Here is a 21,217-nt window from a genome sequence, read left to right as displayed (position 1 = left end):
GTGTGCGATGAGCATGTTGTTTCTGCCTGAATATTTAGAACAGTGAATCCAGATCGGCCTGGTAAATTTCCTGTACCAGAAGATCCGGGATCCGTTTTTTAATGTCGTACTGAACCTCTTCCGGGGCCAGGATCCGCAGCACGTCGCATCGCACCGTTTCGTCCTGAAACCAGGTGTCATCGTCACGAATGTTATGTTCCTCAAACACCTTTTGAATAAGTGATGGCGATTCGAAAATGCACTGGGTCACCGTTGCGGATTTGACCTGCGCCTGGATCTGCTCAAAATCAAACATCCGTTCAGCAAATCGCCTCTCCCGCAAGGACACAGGCTGGCTGCTTTGCGGCGTTTGTAAGCCCCAAATCAGCGCCTGGCGAAACTCTTTCTCTAGCGCTTTTAACACATCGTTTTGCTCCCCCTCCTGCTGTAACGGCACGTGCAGCAGGCTGTTATGGAGGATCTCTTCAAGCTCCGGCAAGGGTGCGCCTTTGCCGATATCGGCAGAAAAGCCCAGCGTCTGAACCAGATCCTCGTCGCTGGTTTCGTTTTCGACGACGAGGGTATAGCGCGCCACCTGAATCAGACTGCCCACATCGGCGGCGCAGCGTTCTCCATAATGCAGTGCTTTTCCATTGACATAGCACGGCATCGTCAGCAAACCACTCTCGATTTCCACAGTACTGTCCTTGGCGTGAAACATCACCGAATGACTGTCAGCCACGGCGTTTTTCCCGCTCAGAAACGCGCCTGTTTGACTCGAAAATAGACCGCGGGTACCCGATTCCAGCCTCCAGCGGGGCTGACGTTCAGGCCAGTGCAGCGTGAGATAGATCATCTTCATTTAACCTATTAATACATCACCAGAACCACTGCTGATGGTGGCACCACAGCCCGTCGTGTCGCCCAGTCTTGCCGCCGGATTGTTGTTGATAAATACCGTGCCGGACCCAGAGGCGACCGAGCTGCCACCGTGGATGGAGCAACTGGCTGAACTCGCCCCCTGCATAGCGGCTGGCTGGTTATTAATAGTGACATTGCCAGAACCACTGGTGACGGATCCCCCGTGACTGATGGCATCTCCAACGCGTGCTGCATTTTGCATTTTTATCTCCTGCTTAAAATCAGATGAACACTCGCCAGGCTACCTGGCGAGAGAGGTTGAGTTCTATTTAGGAGGCGGTCCCTTCGTCGGTTCTACCGTTGGTTCGACCGTTGGAGTCTCCGTTGGCGTTACCGTCGGGGTCTCCGTTGGCGTTACCGTCGGAGTTTCCGTTGGCGTTACCGTCGGCGTCTCCGTTGGCGTTACCGTTGGGGTCTCCGTTGGCGTTACCGTCGGGGTCTCCGTTGGCGTTACCGTCGGAGTTTCCGTTGGCGTTACCGTCGGAGTCTCCGTCGGCGTTACTGTCGGGGTCGCCGTTGGCGTTACCGTCGGGGTCTCCGTTGGCGTTTCCGTCGGGGTCTCCGTTGGCGTTTCCGTCGGGGTCTCCGTCGGTGTCACCGTTGGTTTATCCGTCGGAGTATGGGTCGGAGGTGGCGGTGGTGGGCCTGGTGGTAATGGCGGAAGCGGAATAGGTAATTTGATTAACCCAAAGACCGGTATCAACCCAATCAGACTGGTGAGTGCTTCCAGACCACCGCCACCGCCACCACCGCATCCGCAGCCGTCGCCTGGATTGATCTGCACCTGCCCGCCCTGAATCACCACCTTACTTGAGCCGATAATTTTGATGGTCGAAGCGCTAAGGGTCAGTTCGCCCCCCGCACTGAGTGAGATCGCGCCACCCGCAACCATTGTCGCCGCCCCACCCGCAGCCAGCTGCCAGGCACCGCCAACCGATTCCGCATGGTATCCGCCTACGTTAATCAGATTGGCCCCGCCGACATTGGTCGCATTCATGCCTCCCACATCCAGCGAATTAGCCAGTCCAACCACTACGCCGCGCGTCAAGGCTACCTGCAGGCCATAGGTTAACCCCACCATTTTGCTGTAGCCGCCCATGACGACTTTGCTGTAATCCGCCCCGACGTTCATCGTGCGACTGGCCCCGATGGTCACTTTCGAATGCGCCCCAATGGTCTGGGCCTCATCATTTTTAGTGACGCGATCCATATTGCGTTCGGCCTGTTCCCAGTACAGCTCCTGGCCTGGCTTATCTTCAAAGCGAATACCGTTGTAGTTGGTACGTCCGCCGCCGACTGTCCGGCTGATCATCCCACTCTGCGTACTGTTGGCGGGCAGATCCCAGGGAGGCATGGTCACGTTGTTGTACAAACTGCCAATGATCAACGGACGGTCAGGATCGCCATTGATAAAATCAACAATCACCTCATGACCGACGCGCGGGATGTAGATCCCACCGAAGTTATTCCCCGCCCATGACTGGCTGACGCGTAGCCAGCAGGAGTCTGACTCGCGGTTTTGACCGTAGCGATCCCAGACAAAACGCACCTTCACGCGACCATATTCATCGGTCCAGATATCTTCACCCGGCGGTCCCACTACGATCGCCGTTTGCGGGCCACGAGTCCGGGGACGGGAAATCGTTAGCGGATGACGGTAAATTTTACTGGTCGGCTGGACGGTAAAATCGCAGTGGTAGCTAAAGCGAGGCGCATCGCTGCTCTGCGAGATCTCGCTGATGCGCAGCCCGCTTCTCAGCACCATATATTCACGGTTTGCCTTGTCGACCGGGTAGCCCGCCAGAACGAAATTACATCCGCAAACAATGCCACGAATCTCGCCGTCACCGGTCGCGCGCGATCCTTCCGCACCGCGCTCTTCCATGCGCACGCGGGCCAACATCTCTCCGATGGCGGGTTTCTCGTAATCGCCAGGCCAGTGGAACATCTCCATCTGGTTGAAGACCGTATTACGCGGTTTGCTGTCCACCGCCGAAATATCCGCCCTCGAGCGAGTAAAGTCATAATCGTTTGTCAGCCAGCGGCCACTCACAATGGTTTCCTGATGATGAAACTGGCTGATATATTCTTCATCTGCTTTCGGATCCTGCGGAACATACTGCAGCGTATGGTAAGCCTCGCTGAAATAGCGGCGGTGCGCGCCAACGTGATCCACCAGAATAAGACGGTGTTTATGGTCGGAGTGTTCGAAGAACCAGTAGATTCCCCACTCTTCCATTAAACGCTCAATGAAATTGAAATCGACTTCACCGTACTGCACCTGGAAATCAAGAATCGGGTAACTGGCTGACAACCTTTTTTCGACGGGATAAGGATAGTCTGCAAGCACCTCATCAATAATATCCACCACTGTTTTTTGCTGGAATATTTTAAAGTCTGACGTTAACTCCGCGATGTGCAGCCAGGGACGCAGGATAATTTCATACATGGCCTGGTTGCTGTCCCGCCCGATATAGCGCGCTTTCTGAACCAGACCGGAAATTTCCCTGATACCTTTCCCGGTATAGCGCGTGTCATCCAGACCATTGCCATCCAGTTCAATCTCGACGGTCATCTCTTTGCCGAGTAGCGCTTTGATATCGATGTTCGACGCCGACTGCCAGGGGATCGCCGGGTTTGCGGGCGTTCTGGCCGTTATCGTCCATGTGTAAAGCGTGGAGAAGGCTTCTTCCCCCTCCAGCTTTGACAGCACTAAAGCAGGTTCCCCGAGCAAAAATGGCATAGCGGGGCTACTCAGGCTACTTGTTCGCGACATGTTGATACCTGATTCGTTATTGATATTTTGATACCACCACGCACATCCCGTGCAGGTGGATTAATAAAGACCACGACAGGCAACTGTTCTATTTTTTCATTTTGCAATCGCCTCCTGCATCCTGCGCAAATAAAATCATCTCGTCCTGCATTACTGCATTTGTGGACAACGGAATTGATGTAAGAGACCCGATAACGACTGATTCTCAATGACCATTCCAGATAGAGAAATATCGACGCGGCGTTTATCGATATCGAACGTCAGCAGCAAATTGCCATCGTCGGAAATAGTTTGCTGCGCGGCGGTGTCCATCCAGTGGAAAAATGCCCAGGGGCCACTGAACGATAAAGACGATTGACCTTGCTTCGCGGCTGGCTTCACATCGATATTCACTGTCGACACCCCTTCGCTGGCTGGCCAATGGAATATCCACGGGATCACCGGGCCATGCAGATAGCGGAACGGACTCCCTCCCATCGCCATATTTAACTGCACGATTGCCGGGTCCATATTCGTGACAGACAGCCCCGGCGTAATGGCGAGCTTATTGCCTGACTCCTGGCGGAAAAAGGCACTGCGGATCTGCGCCACCTGGCGGAAGAAATCCAGATTGCCCGCTTCAGACGTCCCTTTGTAACGCCAGACGGCCTGCGACATATCGACCTTGCTGGCCAGATTCTGTTTAAACCAACTGTCCACCAGGCCATCGCGGGCAAAGAAGCGTTCAAAATCGTCCAGGTTAACTTCGGTTGTCACCTGGACAAACGGATAGCGATTTTCCAGCGTGTCCCGACAGACCTGCCCCAGATTGTCATCAATATTTTTGCTGTTGCTGACCAGCGCCTGGTTTCGCACTTTTTCTGACGCTGAGGTCAAAAAGGGTCTGATGATCGACTGAAAAGGGTTCGGCCACGTCTGCGCCAGTATGCTCATACGCATTTCGGTATCGGGCATCATCGGCGCATCACCATTGCTGATGCTGTTATTGGTCACCACGAACAGGGTATAGAGTTCGCTGAGCATGGAGGTCATTTGGTTAAGCTGAGAACCTGCCGCTGCACCTGACGCGCCAGCGGCCATCGGACGACTGGCCTGCCCATTGACAAACTCTCTCAGGGGGCGGAAATGGTCGTCCACCTCTCGCCGGGTCAGCTTCACAACCGAATAATCCGCGGCATCATTCCATTTTGTTGCCTGATTCATGAGACGGTTATTGCTGACCATGGCAGGCTGAAGGATCTCAGGCAGACTCTTGTCCTCAGCCGCCAGCGTCGTTTGCTCCACCACCTCCTGGGCCAGCGGCTCCAGCGGCGAGCCCGAGGAGGCCAAAATCCGCAGCATGTAGATTTCCGATGCCAGGGGCGACACGCTGTTCACCGAATCACTCGCCAGCCCCATCAGCTGGATGCTGTCGAGAAAACGGCTCCAGTACGCCGCATATTCACGAAGATAGAGCGTGAGCACACCGTCTCGCGTGGCCAGTATATTCGCCGCTGCGCCAGCGTTCGTTCCCATCACCCACTCATCCTCACGCTGTAGCTGAGTGATGCGATAGAGGAACTTTTTTTTTACCAGCGTCTGATAGCCTGCTTTCGTAAAAAAACCGGGAATGCCGTCGCGGGCAAGGGTCTCGTCAGCGACGGTCAGGATCTGCTCGCTGGCATCCCCCGTGAGTCGGTTCAGCGTCATGGCCTCCAGAGACTGGGAGAGCGGGTCGGCTTTAATCCGCTGGTACAAACGAGCGTTGAGCGAATGCTGTCCGAGCAACGCGCGGGCCTCGCGAACCCGTGCCTCATCGAATTTCATCCCCTGGGACAGCCAGTCCGGATGCGCAAACAGGCTTTGCAAATGGCTGACAAACACCGCGCTGTCGCCCCAGGCTGTTAATTTATCGGCATCGTCCCACTGCTGAGTGATAGCCTGAATCAGCCACTCCGTGCTGGCGCGCCCTTGACCATACACGCCGAGATACACTTTCAGCGCCTCATAGATTCGGTCAGGATCCTGAGATTGCAGGGCTGAATTTAACGCGCTCGTCGCCTGACTCTGTACCGCAGGCAGTAAAAAGGTGCGCAGCGTAAACCGGTACACCCGCCCGGCATGGGCATTCACCGCGCGTCCGGTATACAGCCCGTAACGGTAGTCCAGCGGAGGATTTTGCCGATCCAGATCGCCAAAATCCGCTAACTCCCGGGCCATCGTCAGCAGTTTCGGCAGCAATGTATCCGACGGTAAGGTTTTTAGCGTCGCCACCTGCGCCTCCAGAAAACGGGTACTGCCGCTGACCACGTCCAGATAACGTGAGTTGTTGGTATAGCTCGCCACAAAGCCGTTTATCAGCACCACGGCCAGCACGATCAGCGCGCAATGTCCCAGCAAACGGCGCAGGCGAAAACGCGCCTCCTCGCGGAAATTGCGCGATACCAGCCCCGCATCTTTGACAATCACATCGGCAAAAAGCTGGCGCAGGAAGAAGTGTTTACCCCAGACCAGGCGGGGATGAGGTACTTCCGCCAGTTCAATACGCTCCGTGCTGCAGGAGGGTGCGCCCGCCGCGCGCGGCGAGAAGTAATTTCGCCAGCGCGACACCACGCTGCTGTGATTCACCAGCTGAGCGTCGGCGGTCTGACAAGCGCTGCTAAAATAGACGCCGCGGAAGCTGGCGCAAAACTGGGTTTCATCGTAGCGGGAGCTGAAAAATGCTTGCTGTAAAAACTCGCCGATCCCCGCACACAACAGCTGAAAATCGAGGGGAAAGGCGTACATCAGCTTACGATCCGCCAGGGCGTACTCTTCCTGCTGACGCGAGTGGATCGCGCTGGCCAGGCGCTGCTGAAGCGCATCCAGTTCCGCCTCGATCCGCTCGTGCAGCGCGGACGTGCCCGTATGGACCATTTCGCCCCACGGAAATGTCACGCCCCACACCTGCTCCCGCGCCTCGTTCGTCATGCTGCGAAACCAGGGTTCGAATCCCCGCAGCCAGTCCAGTCGGGTAATGACCACATACACCGGAAAGTGGATGCCCAGCGTCTGGCGAAGCTCGTCCAGACGTGCCCGGATACGGGTGGCAAGCGACAACATCCCCTTCCCGTCGCCCTGCATAATCTCCTCGGCGGAAATCGCCACAATGGCGCCATTGATCCCGTCGCGAAGGCGGTATTTGCGCAGCGCGTTCAGCAGGGATAACCACTCTGGTCTGGCGGTCTCATCCTCGCAGAGGTATTTGCCTGCCGTATCCACAAACAGCGCGTCGTTGCCAAACCAACATTCGCAGTCCTGCGTTGGCGCGTTTTCACGCCCGACACGGCTCAGCTGTTCCGGCAGCGGAAAGTCCTGCCCGGAGGTGACGATCAGCGATGTTTTTCCCGCGCCTTCGCTACCCAGTAAGACGTACCAGGGCACGGTTTCGGGCAACACCCCCGGCAAAAGCGTCGCCCACCAGCGTCGCCATTTCGTGCGCACTTTGTTGGTCATCCCCACCGCATGACGGATTTTCCGGGCGATGGCTTGATGCTCCTGTCTCGTCTCATCCCGCCGGGTACGCAGGAGAAAACGGTTCAGCAGCGCCGGGTTTGCCACCACCGCCAGCACAAACAGCCAGGATGCGTAAAGTAAGGCCACCAGCCAGATGATCACTACTATGGCCAGACGCACGGAAGACCGCGCCAGCGGATAGCTTTTTCCTGCCAGCAGCCACGGCCCCATAATCCAGACGATCACGCTCGCCGTCAGCGCAAGGGGAATAAAGAGAGGGATCCGCCAGAAAAGCCGCGCCATCCATAGCCACAGCGCGGCTATGCACAAGATCCTCGCGCTAACGGAGGCCAGCGGACGCGTCGTGCCAAACCCCGAAAACGGGCCGAGATACCAGATCCCTGCCGCCATCACCAGCATACAGGCCATCAGCAACACGAATTTCAGGCTTTGCCTTGAGAGTAATCGACTTAAGTAAAACATTCCGTTGTGGCCCACTAATAGGTGACAAACATTTCAACACGTCGATTTCTGGCTCGACCGGTTGGATCCTGGTTGCTTTGCAGCGGCTGAGTTTCACCCGCACCTTGAATACGAATATTGCTCCTCGGCACACCCGCCTTAATCAGCAATTCTGCGACGCTCGCCGCACGTTTTTCCGACAGGACGTGGTTATCTTCTATCCCGGGCTTATGGATTGGCGTGGCGTCGGTATGGCCGACAATCAGGACTTCGCCATTGACGCGGCGGATCTCGGTGGCCACGCGGTTCAGCGTCGCCACCCGGTCTGGCCGGATATCAATCGAACCTGAAGTGAACATCGAGTCGCCGTTGAAGATCACCTTGCTCTGTTTGTCGTTCTCATCCACCGACAGCAGCTTTTTATCAATTTCATCTTTAAGCAGGACCGCGAGTCGGAGTCGTCCTTTCACGACCGGATGCGTCAGTTCAAGGCGCGTAATGGCCGCCATCCGGCTGGTCAGAGCGTGTTGCTGAACCAGCAGATGATATTTGCACCAGAAAAAAGTACTGGTCGTCAGCAGGCCTGCCAGCAGCAAGGTGGCCCGAATCGGGACATGAATACGCCATTTCTGGCGCACAGCCTCGCGCTTCGGCAGGCCGTTCGGGGAGAGCTCCGGGGCGATCTTGTCCTGCGTATTCTGAAGAAGCGCCTGCAAACGCTGGCGGATCTTCATCAGCTGGCGGTCGCCGTCTTCAATAATGCTGTAGCGACCTTCAAAACCCAGGGCCAGGATCCGCAGCATGATATCCAGCACATCGTCATATTCGTGCGGATGCATCGACAGACGCCCGGCGAGGAGAAAGAATTTATTTCCGCCGTCGTTATCGCCTTCGAAATGGTTGAGCAGATTGCTGCGCGCCCACCCGGCGCTGATCCCCCACGGCGACGCATGCGCGGATTCGTCCAGTGCGGTGCAGAGGCAGTAGCGCGCGATAGTCATCTTCTTCCACGGAATGTTGACCTCTTCGCAGATCACCGTGAAGACATTGATTTCACTGCTCAGGGTGCGTTTGAGCACTTCCACCTGCGCGACGTCAGCAACGAACGTTGGCATTTCACTCAATGCCCGCAGCAGCGGCTGACACGCTTCCAGCAAAGGTTTTCCGGAGGCATTCACCCGCATCACGCGCTGCTGGATGCTCTCGCCCTTCAGGTCAGCCTCATTAAATGCGGTCAGGGCCTTCAGCTGCGCGGGTTCACCTTCCGGCAAAGGCGCGCGGGTGCTGCGTTCCGGTTCAGGGTCGCTATGCTCATCCAACAAAAACATTCCCAGCGCCTGTAAGCTCTGTTCATTGTCCTGCCCCAGGGTCGCGAAGTTATCGCTCATCAGTGACGGATCCCCCACAGCTCCAGCCTGAGTTCAGGCATTTCCCCGGCAACGTGAAGCGCCAGCGCCCCTGTGTGTAAGATACGTTCCCAGAAAGGACCGCTGCGGGAGAGCTCAAAATAGACGCTGCCTGCGTGGTAAGGAATTTGACGCGGCGGAACGGGCAGATTTTGCAATACCAGCCCCGGCAGATGGGAACGCACCAGCTCGTGCAGCTGTTGCGGCGCGCTAATTTTGGCCTGCGCGGAGAACTGCTGAGCCAGAATATCCGCCGCCATGCGTGCATTGACGGCCAACACCAGGCTTGAAAACGATCGCAACTCTTCCGGCATCACCGACGCCGCCCAGATCCCCTGCCCTTTGTTTTCCAACACAATCATCTGACCGGCCCGCACGAGGATCTGGTTGAGCAGATCGTTAATCTCTTCCACCAGCGGACGGATAGAGCCGTAAAGTCCGGCGTGGTGATACCCCGGCGCAGGTTTCGGGCGGCGAGTGCTCACCCGGATAAAGGTCGCCAGCTCCCCGGCAAATTTCGCCAGTTCCTGAAACAGCGCAATAGGCGGCAATTCAGGAATATGGCGCAGGTGATCGAGAACCGGTTCGTATTTATTGAAGATTTGCAGCAGCAGATAGTCGACAATTTCCGCGCTGGCGCTGGCTTTGCCATCGCTGTTAGCCAGCCGACTCGCCAGCATATCGGCGCGGATTTTGACCAGGCCGTTAAGGTGCGTGAGCCACTCTGTCAGCAGTGGGCTGGCACCATAGCCCGTCACCGGGGGAATATAATCCTGGGCATGGAGAAGCACGCTGCCATCAGGCTGGATGGCCTTCACCCGCGCCAGGGGCAGCCCAATCCACGATTCGGTCATCTCCGTTTCCGCGATGAGCCGCATCCGCAAGCGCCCTAACTGCACCTGTCTGGCCCCCTGACGGATGGCGTTGGTATCGTGCAATTCGGCGTCATAGGCGCAAAAACGCGCCAGTGAGCCGCGATCGTCGGTGTCAAAAATCGTCTCATCGCTGTTATCAAGGCGCAGCGGGACCGCCAGCCAGATAATTTTGCCCAGATGTTCCGGGGCAATGGTCAGCGGTTCCGGGAGCGCCGCGTGACCCGGGATGTCAAACGGCGTACCGTCAGGCAGCACCCCTTTGCAGGTGCGCAATACCAGCTTACCGTAGGCCAGCGCCTCGCTATCAATATCGTATTGAGCGAACCCCCAGAAAAACGGCGTGATGGTCGCCGCTCTTTTGTGCGCGTAGTACTCGAGATAGCGTTCCTGCTGTTGAAAGAGCTGCGGGCGCAAAAACAGCCCTTCACTCCACACGACTTTATTGGTTCTCACGGGTCAGTTCACTTCTTTAATGGAAACAGCTAATTGATCAACGGAAACCGCCAGCTTCAGCGTCTCATCTGAGGCGGGAAGAATAATTTGATACCACGACCTCTTTTTAGGCTGCGGTAAGATATAGAGCGCGCTCCATTGCGCCTCATTGATATTGCGAAACGCCGCCACCACCGCCAGGTATTTCGCCTCTTTTTCAATCGACAGCGTCAAGGGCCTTGATGCGCCTGGCTTCAGGATAATTTGCTTGCGTTGCGTAATATCAGCTTTCAGATCCGGGTTATTTCCCTTTGCAATCGTAAAATAATCACTGCTGCTAAAATTATCCTCGCCGGTCATGACGTAGATAAAAATCTCGACAGGCGCAGCTCGCCCGTTAATATCAGGATTACTGTTCTTTCCTGCACTGATTGTCAATTCAGCGCTTTTGGTCTCAGATGTAGCTTTATAATCTGTGGAACACGCCGCCAACAATAAAACCATGATCATCTGCAGTGCGTAATGCATTATTTTCCGTTGCGTCACAAGCCAGTCCTGTACACATAAAAGATATCCGTAATATTTAGCTTATACCTGCCAAATATTGCGGATAACCTTTGTCGATGAAGGCTTACTGAAACAGTAAGCCTTCGGCCGTCATGTTAGTGATTAACCGCGCAGGTTAGCCTTAACATCATAGGTTGCTGAAATAACGCCGGACTTGTGACCTTCCGCATTTTGCATCACATAGTCTTGGGTCATTTTGGTGAAGGAGAAGCTGACGACTTCACGCGGACGTGTTTCATCGTCAATCGAGCCCGCCATCTTGACTTTGGTGATAATAGCGTCGGTAAATTTAATGGTCAGATATTCCAGCGGATCGCCGCCGGCTTTACGCACGACGAACTGGATATTCTTAATATGTTTACCGGTCAGACAGTAGCTCAGTAAATTCGGGCTGGCTTTATCGGTATAATGAACAAACATAAAATCATCAACCGTTGCACGGCCAGAACCGCCACCCGAACCGCTGTGCATATTTGAATGCTGCGCAACATCCCAATTCCAGGACAGAACCTGAATTTCATTTTTATGAACGGCATCCGGTGATTCACCTTCGATGCCTTCAATTTTAATAAACATATCCTGTGCCATAATATAATCTCCAACACTCAATTTAAATAAAAGCTCTACGCGCTCTTTCTGTTAAAGAAAAAGCATTCCCTTTTGTCATGATTTTCATCACTCACACTCTTCCTGAAAATTCAGCCTTACCTGGCTTTTTCAGGAAAGAATCTCGATATCAGGCACCTTCTTTTACGGACGGCAATTTCGCGACCATGCGTAAAGAGACGGTTAATCCTTCCAGCTGGAAATGAGGTCGCAGGAAGAATTTTGCCTGGTAATAACCTGGATTGCCCTCGACGTCTTCCACCACCACTTCCGCTGCCGCCAGCGGGCGACGCGCTTTGGTTTCCAGAGTCGAGTTCGCCGGGTCACCGTCGACATAATTCATCACCCAGTCGTTCAGCCAGCGCTGCATCTCTTCGCGCTCTTTGAAAGTGCCGATTTTGTCGCGCACGATGCACTTCAGGTAGTGGGCGAAGCGCGAGCAGGCGAACAGATACGGCAGACGCGCGGACAGATTGGCGTTCGCCGTCGCATCGGCGTCATAGTACTCTGCCGGTTTCTGCAGCGATTGCGCGCCAATAAAGGCCGCGTAATCGGTATTTTTACGGTGGACCAGCGGGATAAAACCATTCTTCGCCAGTTCGGCCTCACGACGGTCCGAAATCGCAATTTCAGTCGGGCATTTCATGTCCACGCCGCCGTCATCGGTCGGGAACGTGTGGCTAGGTAACCCCTCCACCACGCCGCCGCTCTCGACACCGCGAATCAACGTACACCAGCCGTACTCTTTGAAAGAGCGATTGATGTTGACTGCCATGGCATACGCGGCGTTAGACCAGACGTATTTGCTGTGATCCGCCCCGTCAGTGGTCTCTTCAAAATGGAAGGCATCCACCGGATTGGTACGTATCCCGTACGGCAGACGCGCCAGAAAACGCGGCATCGCCAGGCCAATGTAGCGAGAATCTTCCCCCTGACGCAGGGAGTTCCAGGCGGCATATTCCAGATTCTGGGTGAAGATTTTGGTCAAATCGCGCGGATTGGACAGCTCCTGCCAGGACTCCATCTGCAGCACAGCCGGGGAGGCGCCAGAGATAAAAGGCACATGCGCCGAGGCGGCAATTTTGCCAATCGACGCCAGCAGATCGACGTCCGGCGCGGTATGATCGAAAAAGTAATCCGCCACCAGACAGCCGTAAGGTTCGCCACCCAGTTGACCGTACTCTTCTTCATAGATTTTTTTGAACAGCGGGCTTTGATCCCAGGCCACGCCTTTATAACGCTTCATACTGCGTCGCAGTTCATCCTTGGACATGTCCATAAAGCGCAGCTTCAGCTTTTCGTCGGTTTCCGTGTTGAACACCAGGTATTGCAAACCGCGCCAGGCGCTTTCCAGCGACTGAAACTCCTGATGATGCAGAATCAGGTTGATCTGTTCGGAGAGTTTGCTGTCTATTTCAGCAATGATCGATTCGATAGCTTTATAGGCATCATCGGAGATCGTTTGGGTATTTCGCAGAGCTTGCTCGGCCAGCGTTTTGACCGCCCCTTCGACGGCCACCCGGGTTTGCTCTGTTTTTGGCTTAAACTCTTTCGCTAAAAGCGCATTGAAATCGTTGTACTCGACGGTCGATTTCGATGATTTTTCTCGTTGCGCATCCATCACAGACATAGTCTTTCCTTCGTCTCTTATCACTCTTCGGGCTGAAGTTCAGCGATTTCAGTTTTGGCTTTGGGTGAGGCCGCCAGCGTATTCAGCAACGCTTTGTCTTTCAGCAGTTTCATCACCAGCTCTTCCGCACCGGCTTTGCCGTCCATATAGGTTTGCAGATTGGCCAACTGAGTACGCGCTTCCAGCAGTTGCGACAGGGAATCCACTTTGCGGGCGATCTCATCCGGCGAGAAGTCGTCCATGCTTTCGAAGGTAATATCCACCATCAGCTGCCCTTCGCCGGTCAGCGTATTCGGAACCGCGAAAGCGGCGCGCGGCTTCATGCCCTTCATGCGTTCGTCAAAATTATCGATATCAATATCGAGGAATTTACGGTCGACCACTGGCGGCAATGGATCGAGCGGCTTGCCGGAGAGATCCGCCAGCACGCCCATGACAAAAGGTAATTCAACCTTTTTTTCACTGCCGTAAATTTCAACGTCGTATTCAATTTGCACGCGTGGTGCGCGGTTTCTCGCAATAAATTTCTGCGAATTACTTTTACTTACAGCCATGGAGACCGACCCTTAAATAAAATAGAGACGCGCTGAATAATATTATTTTCCTGACGGCAAGTTTATTTTTTGCCGCAGAATGACCTCCCCAGACATTCAGCGCGGGAAACATCGGGGAAGTATTGTTCAGCTCTGAGCTTATTTATAATCTATAACAATGGCTGCCGCCGTATTCAGTAACCCGGCACTGACCTTTGAATTTCCATTCGCATAATAACTGGCGATAAAATCATGGGTAATATCCCCCGCCACGCTCACGTCGTAACTCTGCGAACTGGTCGGGTCATTAACAATCATCTGCTGCTGCTCGCTATTGCGCAGGCGGACTTCCACATGCTCGCTAAAGTCAGAGCCGGCGGTGTTCAGAAGATTGCCGGTTGAAGCATTCATGCCCGTTGCGGTGCTGGCAAAATAGAGCGACACCACTTTGTCAGTCGGGCACTCTTTTAGCGTAATGGCAAACACCTGACTTCCGGCTTCCGCGCCGTCATGGTCCAGCGTATTAATCGAAATGACAGGTAAAGCCACCGTTTCGTTGGCCGTCCCGTTATTAATACTGACTTCACAGGTGTTCTCCAGATAGTCACCTCTAAACTCAACCTTAATTTTGCAGTTATCCTGCGTTGTGCAAGGCTGAGCTAATGCCCAGGGGGATATCACCAGCAGCGCCAGCGCCGTTATTTTCCGTGCCAGACAAAGTGGGCGAATTAATTCCGATAACATGTCACCTCCATTTGCACAATGCTATTACTCTGGCTGGCATTCACTCGATTCTGATTATTGACACGAGGCACAATCCGGCATTTATCATTACCTGATACGACCCACAGATTGCCCGATGCCGGGTCCCATCCGCGAACAAAGGCCATTCCACTCTGTCCTGACATCCCCTGACTCACGCCTTTATCGTCGAGCAGTTCACTGCCTGCCGGAATCGGCTGACCATTTTCATCATGAATAATCAATACCATCGGGACGCCTTCAATGGTTTTCATATCGACGGCAAGAATCGCGCCTTCACGGGGAATAACCGTTCTCTGGCTCTCCATGACGTCGACGTTCTCAGGCACCGTTTTGTAATCCAGTGCGACGCTGTTCTCACGATACGGCGTCAGGGAAGGCATGATGGCGTAGCCACGACGATCAACTTTGGCTCCCTGGCCGTTAAACACCCTGGCGCCGGTGGCGCCCGGCGCACCGATAATGGCGAAAGGCGATTCCCCCACCGAAGGCCCGAAGGTCACTCCGCCTTTATGCGCTGCCACGCTGCCGCTGGCTGAAACCGACAGCTGGCGTGAAGAGCCGGTATTGTCCACGCCCGCCGTCATGCCAAACTGGCCGACCGGGCTGCGGTAACTCATGTTGCCTGACACCGCTTCGCGACCATCTTCACCCTGGGCATTTTGCAGCGAAGTGCCGACGCCGTAGGTCAGCTCACTCTGTTCACCCTGGCTGCCGTTCGCATTGAGCTGGAAGCGATCGCTCTTCGGGTCGGAATGACTGTAGGTTGAATAGATTGAACTGAACAACGGTCGGCTATCGATTCCGCCGCTGAGTGGCACGTTCACCGACGCCATCACGGAGTTTTCGTAATCTCCGTCTTCATCGCTGGTGCGCATGGCCGTCAACGCAAACGAAAAATAGCGCAGCGATTTCGACCAGGTGAGCGAGTACTGTTTGGCGGTGGCATCGCTGGTCCAGTAGGAGTAAAGGCTGCCGCTAAAATTCAGCGTACTGTTATCCCATAAGGTCTGGGAAACGCTGGCGCTAAAACGCGATTTAGTCCGATAGTCAACGTCATAATCATCGTTGGTCCGTCCGTCACGGGCGATACTGGCATCGCGCAGCGAGTAATAGCCTTTGGTGGAGTAGCGATACGCCGCCAGTGTCAGATTTGTGGACGTTTCCGACATAAATTTGGTAAATGCCACGCTGTAACTGTTGCCGTTAGACTCCTTGCCATCCTCAACTTCTGCCCAGGCGCGGATCAGATCAAACGACACGCCACCGATCAGCGTATTGATGGCATTACCCACCGAGAGCGCATGGTAGTGTTCCGCCACCTGCGAACCGCCGTATAAGGTGTAATGATTGCCAAGACCATAGCGCATGATCAGCTGCGCGAGTTTAGGTTTCTCTTTCAGGGAATCATCATTCATTTCCCCCACGGCCACCTCGAAGTTGGCAACGTCTTTATGCAGCAACATGGGCGGTGCGGAAAACGGGATATTGCTGATGCGCGTTGAACCATCCGCTTCTGCGATCGTCATCTGTAGATCGCCGCCATAGCCCATCGCGCCAATGTCGTTCAGCTCGAACGGGCCTGGCGGGACAATGGTCTGATAGACCACCAGGCCGTGCTGCGTGATCGTCACTCTGGCGTTAGTTTGCGCTATCCCACGCAAAATCGGCGAGTAGTTGCGAAGCCCTTCCGGCAACATTCTGTCGTCAGACTGCAGCTGCACGCCACGCAGATTAAAACTGTCGAAAAGATTACCGGTAGTGTTGCTATCGCCAAGGGTCAACTGACTTTTCAGGCGCGTCAGATCCGTTGCCGCATAGGTCGCCAGACTCGACGTGTGGAGGGTACTGTCCTCTTTCGACCAGCCGGTGTTCGAACGCTGGCGAATGCGCCAGCCTGCGATATTAAAACCGGTCAGCAGCCCAATATTGCTGGTGTAATCATCGCTGCGGCTCTCGCCGTTATCCGGCCCGGTCGACAGGCCGTAGATGTTCGCGTTGTAGTCCAGAAAACCGGCAATATCGCCTTCAGACCAGCGGGCAGGATCCACATATCCGCGCGGATAAATCACCTGGTTGATTTGCGGCACGCCGATGCTGAGCTCTAAGTCCCCGCTGTTGTAATAAGTCTGGCTGCCTTTAACCGCCTCGCTCAGGCGATAGGCTTTCCCGGCTTCAAGCTGCGTGCCTTCAGTGGGCTTAATCCCAAGCTGGGTCAACTCTTCCGCCGTGAAACTCGGCTCGGCATTGGCCTTACCCTGTACGGCTAAAAAATGAACATTGAAACGCCCCCGCTGCTCGCCATTGACCAGCACATTGAGGGGATAAATGCCCGCAGGGACCGGGTTGCCTTCACGAAATTGCGATACATCGATACTCGCACCGTGAATAAAACCGGGGTTGAAGTCCATCTGCTCGACGCTGGAACTTCCGTCCGCATCGTTGCCAGTCTGCTGCGCCCAGACTTTAGGGAGCAGCAGCAGAACACAGGTCAGCGATGCCAGCGTCCTGACCGGGACCTTCAGCGTCTTTGGGCTTAAATTTAGGGCACGCTTCACTTTTTATCCTTAAAACCAAATGTCCTTTACGCTCAACCACACTGTCTATCTGCCGCCACAACGTCATTCCGTCTGTTGTTCGACATAGCCCTTACCAGGCTGGTTTATCAGGATTTTTTCCACCGGCGACCCATAATCATTCAGCAGTTTTACGCTGATTTGGGTGACATTCCCCCCCGCTGCGCTACCGTTATCCGCATACCAGGTTTCGGTGGCACCTGGCGCAACCATGTCCATATTCATGTCGTACTTTTTCCCGTTCTGGGTGAACGTTCCGGTATCAAAGGAGAAGTAATAGCCGGTTGGATTGGTAATCTGAATGCCGGTCCCTTTTTTACTGTCGCTGGTGATAGCCCATTTCAGTCGTCTAAAGGTTTTTACGCTGTTCTCTTCCAGCGTGGCCGGACGCAAAAATATTTTAATGCGCGTGCGAAAAGCCAGATCCAGATGGTTTTTGCTTTTATCCTCCGATTTCACGACCGGCGGAATTTCCAGCAGATTAAACCAGAATAACGATTCACGATCCTGCGGCAGCGCCATCCCGGTATATATTAAACGCAGACTTTGCCCTTTCCCCTGTTCAACGCGGTACACTGGCGGTGTAATAATAAAAGGCGTCTTGACCTGATTAATATCTTCATTGGCTTTCCCGTCATCAATCCAAACCTGTACCAGAGCCGGTAATTTCCCTTTATTGTTAGTTCTGACACTCACCTCTCTTTCGTTCCCCGGAAAGATAATGCGTGTTCCTGCAATCGTTACACCGGCAATAGTGGCCGTGGATGCACTGAATAAAACTGACAATAAAAAGAATTTTTTTATTAAAGACATGAGTACACCTTGTGAATAAAAATCGACAGGCTGGTGGCTCGCCATCAGCCTGTCGCAATATTATTTGTACGCCAGCGTATATTGAACTTTTGCGGTAACATCACCCGCCGTTGTTGGCGCCGTAGCGTAATAACCGCCGATATAAGTCATGGTGGCTTTATGCGTCGTCGCGTTAACATCAAACATTGCACCAGTTCCGCCGACCGGAATCTGGGTACTGCCGTCCTTGTCGAACAGACGAACCTCGACGTTCTCTGCACCACCGTCGGCTTTCAGCGTGCTGTTGGTCAGGTTCTGGGTGGTTGCGTCAAAGCCATCGCTGTTGATCGCTTCGAAGTGCGCGGCAACCTGAGTCACCGTATCAGGGCAGGCTTCTACGTTGAGATCAAAGGTCGTCGTACCCGCTTCCTTACCGGCAACATCTAAAGACTGAATAGATAAGGTAGGTAAAGTCACCTGCTTATCTTCATCGCCCGCGGTAATACTGCAGGTATCTGCAATCAGTTTACCGGTAAAGGTGACCGTTCCCTGAGTGACCGGAGCGCCCACTGCAAAACCATAGGTTGAGACCATCGAAAGCGCGACAGCACATACCGTCATTCTTAATTTAGACATTTTCTGTTCCTTAGATAAGGTTAACTTCACAGACTATTGAGCGGCTCTTGTGAGCCATTTCCGAGTTTATTTATCCATTACTGACTGAGAAGGACAAATAAATTCACTGGTTAAAACGTCACACTGAATTTCCCTTCAGCGTCACTGTTTAAATACAACGTCTGACCATGATGTTCTATTTTATGCGCCAACACATAGCGGCCCATTTCCGGCATAATTTCTTTCTCAACGACCTGAATTAATGCGCGAGCCCCGGTTTGCACGACGGCGCAGCGTGAAATAATGTCATCGAGCACCGAATCCGCATATTCCAGTTCGATGTGATAATGTTCACGCAGGCGCTGAGATATTTTTTCCAGTTGTAACCGGACAATAACCTGGAGCATACCGTGCTGAAGCGGCAGATAAGGAATAATCTCTAATCGCCCAAGAAACGCAGGTGGGAATATTTTCAATAATTCCGGTTCCAGCATTTCCAGCAGTCTTTCAGTTCCCGGTGCGGTCTGTGGATCGCTGTACAGCTGAGTCATTAATTCGCTTCCCGCATTACTGGTCATCAGCAGCGTGGTGTTTTTGAAATCGATATAGCGCCCTTCGCCATCTTCCATCCATCCCTTGTCAAACACCTGGAAAAAGATCTCGTGAATATCAGGATGCGCTTTTTCAATTTCATCCAGCAAAATCACGCTATAGGGCTTACGGCGCACGGCTTCTGTCAGCACGCCACCTTCCCCGTATCCCACATAGCCTGGAGGCGCGCCTTTCAACGAGGAGACCGTATGCGCTTCCTGGTATTCACTCATATTAATGGTGATCAGGTTTTGTTCCCCGCCATACAGGGTCTCAGCGAGAGCCAGCGCCGTTTCGGTTTTCCCTGTTCCCGATGTTCCCACCAGCATAAAAACGCCCACAGGTTTGTTGGGATTGCCCAGCCCGGCGCGTGAGACCAGGATTCGCTCCGCGATCTGTTGCAGCGCATGAGGCTGTCCGATGACCCGCTCCTGCAGGCGCTGCGGCAGTTCGGCGACCGCCCGGTAATCATCCTCCAGCATCTGACCCACGGGGATCCCCGTCCAGTCGGAGACAATGGCCGCCACAACATCCGCGTTCACTTCGGCCTGCACCAGTGGCGTTTTCCCACGAATTTCGCACAGGGAGAGTTCGAGCTGCGCTAACGTTTCGCGGTTTGCATCGGGGCTAAATTCGGGCTGTTCCCCCGGCACACCAAGCTGCTGGCGTTGTGCCAGGATCGCCTCCACGCAGAGCTTTTCCTGCTGCCAGCGCTGGCAGAACGCGGCCTCTTCTTCAGCAAGGTCGGTCAGTTGTGCGCTGAGCGCGTCGTCTGATTGCTGCGTTTCCTTACCGTAATGGTGCGCTTTCTGACCGCGCTCCCGTTCCGCCTGGATATCCTGAATCCTGGCGTTCAGGAGTTGAAGCGCTACAGGCTTCATATTTTGTGCCGTCGCCACCCTCGCGCAGGCAGTATCCAGCAAACCGATGGCTTTATCCGGTAACTGCCGGGCGGGAATATAGCGATGTGACAGGCGTACTGCCGTGGTCAAAGCTTCATCCATGATCCACACGCCGTGGTGGGCTTCCAGCGTCGGCACCAGGCCGCGGAGCATAGACACGGCGGCATCCTCGGCAGGTTCATCGATTTGCAACACCTGGAAGCGACGCGTCAGCGCCGGATCTTTCTCAATATGCCGCTTAAACTCGCTCCAGGTTGTGGCACCGATGGTACGGAGCTTTCCTCTCGCCAGCGCGGGCTTGAGCAGGTTTGCCGCGTCCCCCGTCCCCGCCGCGCCACCCGCGCCCACCAGCGTATGAACTTCGTCGATAAACAAGATGATCGGGACGGCGGCAGACATCGCCTCATCCAGCACCGCTTTCAGCCGTGCTTCAAATTCGCCCTTCATACTGGCACCCGCTGAAAGGGCCACCACGTCGAGTGCGAGCAGGCGCACCTGGGACAACGCCGGAGGGACTTGCTCGCTGGCAATCGCCAGCGCCAGCCCTTCAACCACCGCCGTCTTGCCGACCCCCGCTTCCCCCGTCAGCAGCGGATTGTTCTGCCGCCGACGCAGCAGAATATCAACCATCGTGCTGATCTCCTGGCTGCGGCCCACCACCGGATCGATTTTGCCTTCCCGTGCCAGAGCGGTGAGATCGGTGGTGTATTGCGCCAGACCCGCCCCGACTGGGGTCAACACCGAACCACTGGCCTCCCCAGGAAGCGCATCGGCGCGAGCAAAGTCATCGGAACCGTTGGATTCACTAGAATCGCGCAGGATGTACTGCATATCATGCGTCAGATGATCCAGCGCGATACGCTCAAGGCCAGGAAGCATGGCCAACAGCTCGCGGCGCAACTCCATGGTGGTGAGCATCGCTATCAGCAGATGCCCGCTGCGAACGCGCGCAGCTGAACATTCGAGGCTGGAATAGACCCAGGCACGTTCGATGGCCAGTTCAATGCAATATGAAAAGTCGGTAATACTGCTGGCGCCTGTTGGTAGCCGCGACATGGCGCGTTCTAAGTCACGTTCCAGCTGGGACATATCAATGTCAAATGTCCGCACAATGATTTTAAAATCATTGTCCGTATCCTGCGACCACAGCTGATTAAACCAGTGCACTAATTCAACATAAGGATTACCCCGCAGCTTACAGAGCGTGGTTGCGCTTTCTATGCTGCGAAAAAGGGTATTATTGAGTTTGCTAAAGAGATTTTTCCTTGCGATAGCCAAACGTTCCTTCCTTATTGGTCGTGCGTATTTATCGATATCC

The 21,217-nt window shown here is 54.4% G+C and carries 15 protein-coding genes; all 15 read right to left on the bottom strand.

Annotated features, from left to right (window positions below):
• Window positions 1-34: 34 nt before the first annotated feature.
• The 15 genes from U9O48_RS11050 to tssH all read right to left on the bottom strand — a co-directional run bounded on the left by U9O48_RS11050 (window position 35) and on the right by tssH (window position 21,177).
• Window positions 35-721, bottom strand: a complete 687-nt coding sequence (locus U9O48_RS11050; RefSeq protein WP_324724315.1) for a TagK domain-containing protein — start codon at window positions 719-721, stop codon at window positions 35-37.
• Between the two features lie 120 nt (window positions 722-841).
• Window positions 842-1,102: a PAAR domain-containing protein gene (locus U9O48_RS11045; RefSeq protein ID WP_285150451.1), complete on the bottom strand. Its 261-nt coding sequence runs from the start codon at window positions 1,100-1,102 to the stop codon at window positions 842-844.
• A gap of 63 nt (window positions 1,103-1,165) precedes the next feature.
• Window positions 1,166-3,676, bottom strand: a complete 2,511-nt coding sequence (locus tag U9O48_RS11040; RefSeq protein ID WP_285150450.1) for a type VI secretion system Vgr family protein — start codon at window positions 3,674-3,676, stop codon at window positions 1,166-1,168.
• Window positions 3,677-3,826: 150 nt separating this feature from the next.
• Entirely contained in the window at window positions 3,827-7,633 is a 3,807-nt protein-coding gene (gene tssM / locus U9O48_RS11035) for a type VI secretion system membrane subunit TssM (RefSeq protein ID WP_324724314.1), read from the bottom strand.
• Between the two features lie 14 nt (window positions 7,634-7,647).
• Window positions 7,648-9,000 carry a type VI secretion system protein TssL, long form gene (gene tssL / locus U9O48_RS11030; protein ID WP_285150448.1) on the bottom strand — a complete coding sequence of 451 codons (1,353 nt, stop codon included), beginning with the start codon at window positions 8,998-9,000 and terminating at the stop codon, window positions 7,648-7,650.
• Window positions 9,000-10,346, bottom strand: coding sequence for a type VI secretion system baseplate subunit TssK (tssK, locus tag U9O48_RS11025; RefSeq protein ID WP_285144533.1), 1,347 nt, complete (start codon window positions 10,344-10,346; stop codon window positions 9,000-9,002). Before tssK ends, tssL begins: the two co-directional genes overlap by 1 nt.
• Window positions 10,347-10,349: 3 nt before the next feature.
• A complete protein-coding gene (gene tssJ, locus U9O48_RS11020; RefSeq protein ID WP_285150447.1) occupies window positions 10,350-10,853 on the bottom strand; it encodes a type VI secretion system lipoprotein TssJ in 504 nt (167 codons plus the stop codon).
• A gap of 141 nt (window positions 10,854-10,994) precedes the next feature.
• Window positions 10,995-11,480 carry an Hcp family type VI secretion system effector gene (locus U9O48_RS11015; protein ID WP_285144535.1) on the bottom strand — a complete coding sequence of 162 codons (486 nt, stop codon included), beginning with the start codon at window positions 11,478-11,480 and terminating at the stop codon, window positions 10,995-10,997.
• Between the two features lie 148 nt (window positions 11,481-11,628).
• Window positions 11,629-13,119, bottom strand: a complete 1,491-nt coding sequence (gene tssC, locus U9O48_RS11010) for a type VI secretion system contractile sheath large subunit (RefSeq protein WP_390888438.1) — start codon at window positions 13,117-13,119, stop codon at window positions 11,629-11,631.
• 29 nt (window positions 13,120-13,148) lie between these two features.
• On the bottom strand, window positions 13,149-13,682 hold the full coding sequence (gene tssB, locus U9O48_RS11005) for a type VI secretion system contractile sheath small subunit (protein ID WP_285144537.1): 534 nt from the start codon (window positions 13,680-13,682) through the stop codon (window positions 13,149-13,151).
• 138 nt (window positions 13,683-13,820) lie between these two features.
• Window positions 13,821-14,405 carry a fimbrial protein gene (locus tag U9O48_RS11000; RefSeq protein ID WP_285150446.1) on the bottom strand — a complete coding sequence of 195 codons (585 nt, stop codon included), beginning with the start codon at window positions 14,403-14,405 and terminating at the stop codon, window positions 13,821-13,823.
• Window positions 14,390-16,981 carry a fimbria/pilus outer membrane usher protein gene (locus tag U9O48_RS10995; RefSeq protein WP_324724313.1) on the bottom strand — a complete coding sequence of 864 codons (2,592 nt, stop codon included), beginning with the start codon at window positions 16,979-16,981 and terminating at the stop codon, window positions 14,390-14,392. Before U9O48_RS10995 ends, U9O48_RS11000 begins: the two co-directional genes overlap by 16 nt.
• A gap of 63 nt (window positions 16,982-17,044) precedes the next feature.
• Entirely contained in the window at window positions 17,045-17,857 is an 813-nt protein-coding gene (locus U9O48_RS10990; RefSeq protein ID WP_416382205.1) for a molecular chaperone, read from the bottom strand.
• 15 nt (window positions 17,858-17,872) lie between these two features.
• Entirely contained in the window at window positions 17,873-18,427 is a 555-nt protein-coding gene (locus U9O48_RS10985) for a fimbrial protein (RefSeq protein ID WP_285150444.1), read from the bottom strand.
• A 110-nt stretch (window positions 18,428-18,537) separates the two neighbouring features.
• Window positions 18,538-21,177: a type VI secretion system ATPase TssH gene (gene tssH, locus U9O48_RS10980; RefSeq protein ID WP_324724312.1), complete on the bottom strand. Its 2,640-nt coding sequence runs from the start codon at window positions 21,175-21,177 to the stop codon at window positions 18,538-18,540.
• Window positions 21,178-21,217 lie beyond the last annotated feature (40 nt).

It is taken from the genome of Lelliottia sp. JS-SCA-14, assembly GCF_035593345.1.
GTDB classification, from domain to species: domain Bacteria; phylum Pseudomonadota; class Gammaproteobacteria; order Enterobacterales; family Enterobacteriaceae; genus Enterobacter; species Enterobacter wanjuensis.
Note: the sequence above shows the minus strand (reverse complement) of the source record. Positions and strands in the feature narration are given on the sequence as shown.

Coding starts and splice junctions, on each gene's coding strand:
- tssM (WP_324724314.1), bottom strand. CDS start 7,633: ATGTTTTACTTAAGTCGATTACTCTCAAGGCAAAGCCTGAAATTCGTG.
- tssB (WP_285144537.1), bottom strand. CDS start 13,682: ATGGCTGTAAGTAAAAGTAATTCGCAGAAATTTATTGCGAGAAACCGC.
- U9O48_RS11015 (WP_285144535.1), bottom strand. CDS start 11,480: ATGGCACAGGATATGTTTATTAAAATTGAAGGCATCGAAGGTGAATCA.
- tssC (WP_390888438.1), bottom strand. CDS start 13,119: ATGGATGCGCAACGAGAAAAATCATCGAAATCGACCGTCGAGTACAAC.
- U9O48_RS11000 (WP_285150446.1), bottom strand. CDS start 14,405: ATGTTATCGGAATTAATTCGCCCACTTTGTCTGGCACGGAAAATAACG.
- U9O48_RS11040 (WP_285150450.1), bottom strand. CDS start 3,676: ATGTCGCGAACAAGTAGCCTGAGTAGCCCCGCTATGCCATTTTTGCTC.
- tssL (WP_285150448.1), bottom strand. CDS start 9,000: ATGAGCGATAACTTCGCGACCCTGGGGCAGGACAATGAACAGAGCTTA.
- tssJ (WP_285150447.1), bottom strand. CDS start 10,853: ATGCATTACGCACTGCAGATGATCATGGTTTTATTGTTGGCGGCGTGT.
- U9O48_RS10990 (WP_416382205.1), bottom strand. CDS start 17,857: ATGGCGAGCCACCAGCCTGTCGATTTTTATTCACAAGGTGTACTCATG.
- U9O48_RS10985 (WP_285150444.1), bottom strand. CDS start 18,427: ATGTCTAAATTAAGAATGACGGTATGTGCTGTCGCGCTTTCGATGGTC.
- U9O48_RS11045 (WP_285150451.1), bottom strand. CDS start 1,102: ATGCAAAATGCAGCACGCGTTGGAGATGCCATCAGTCACGGGGGATCC.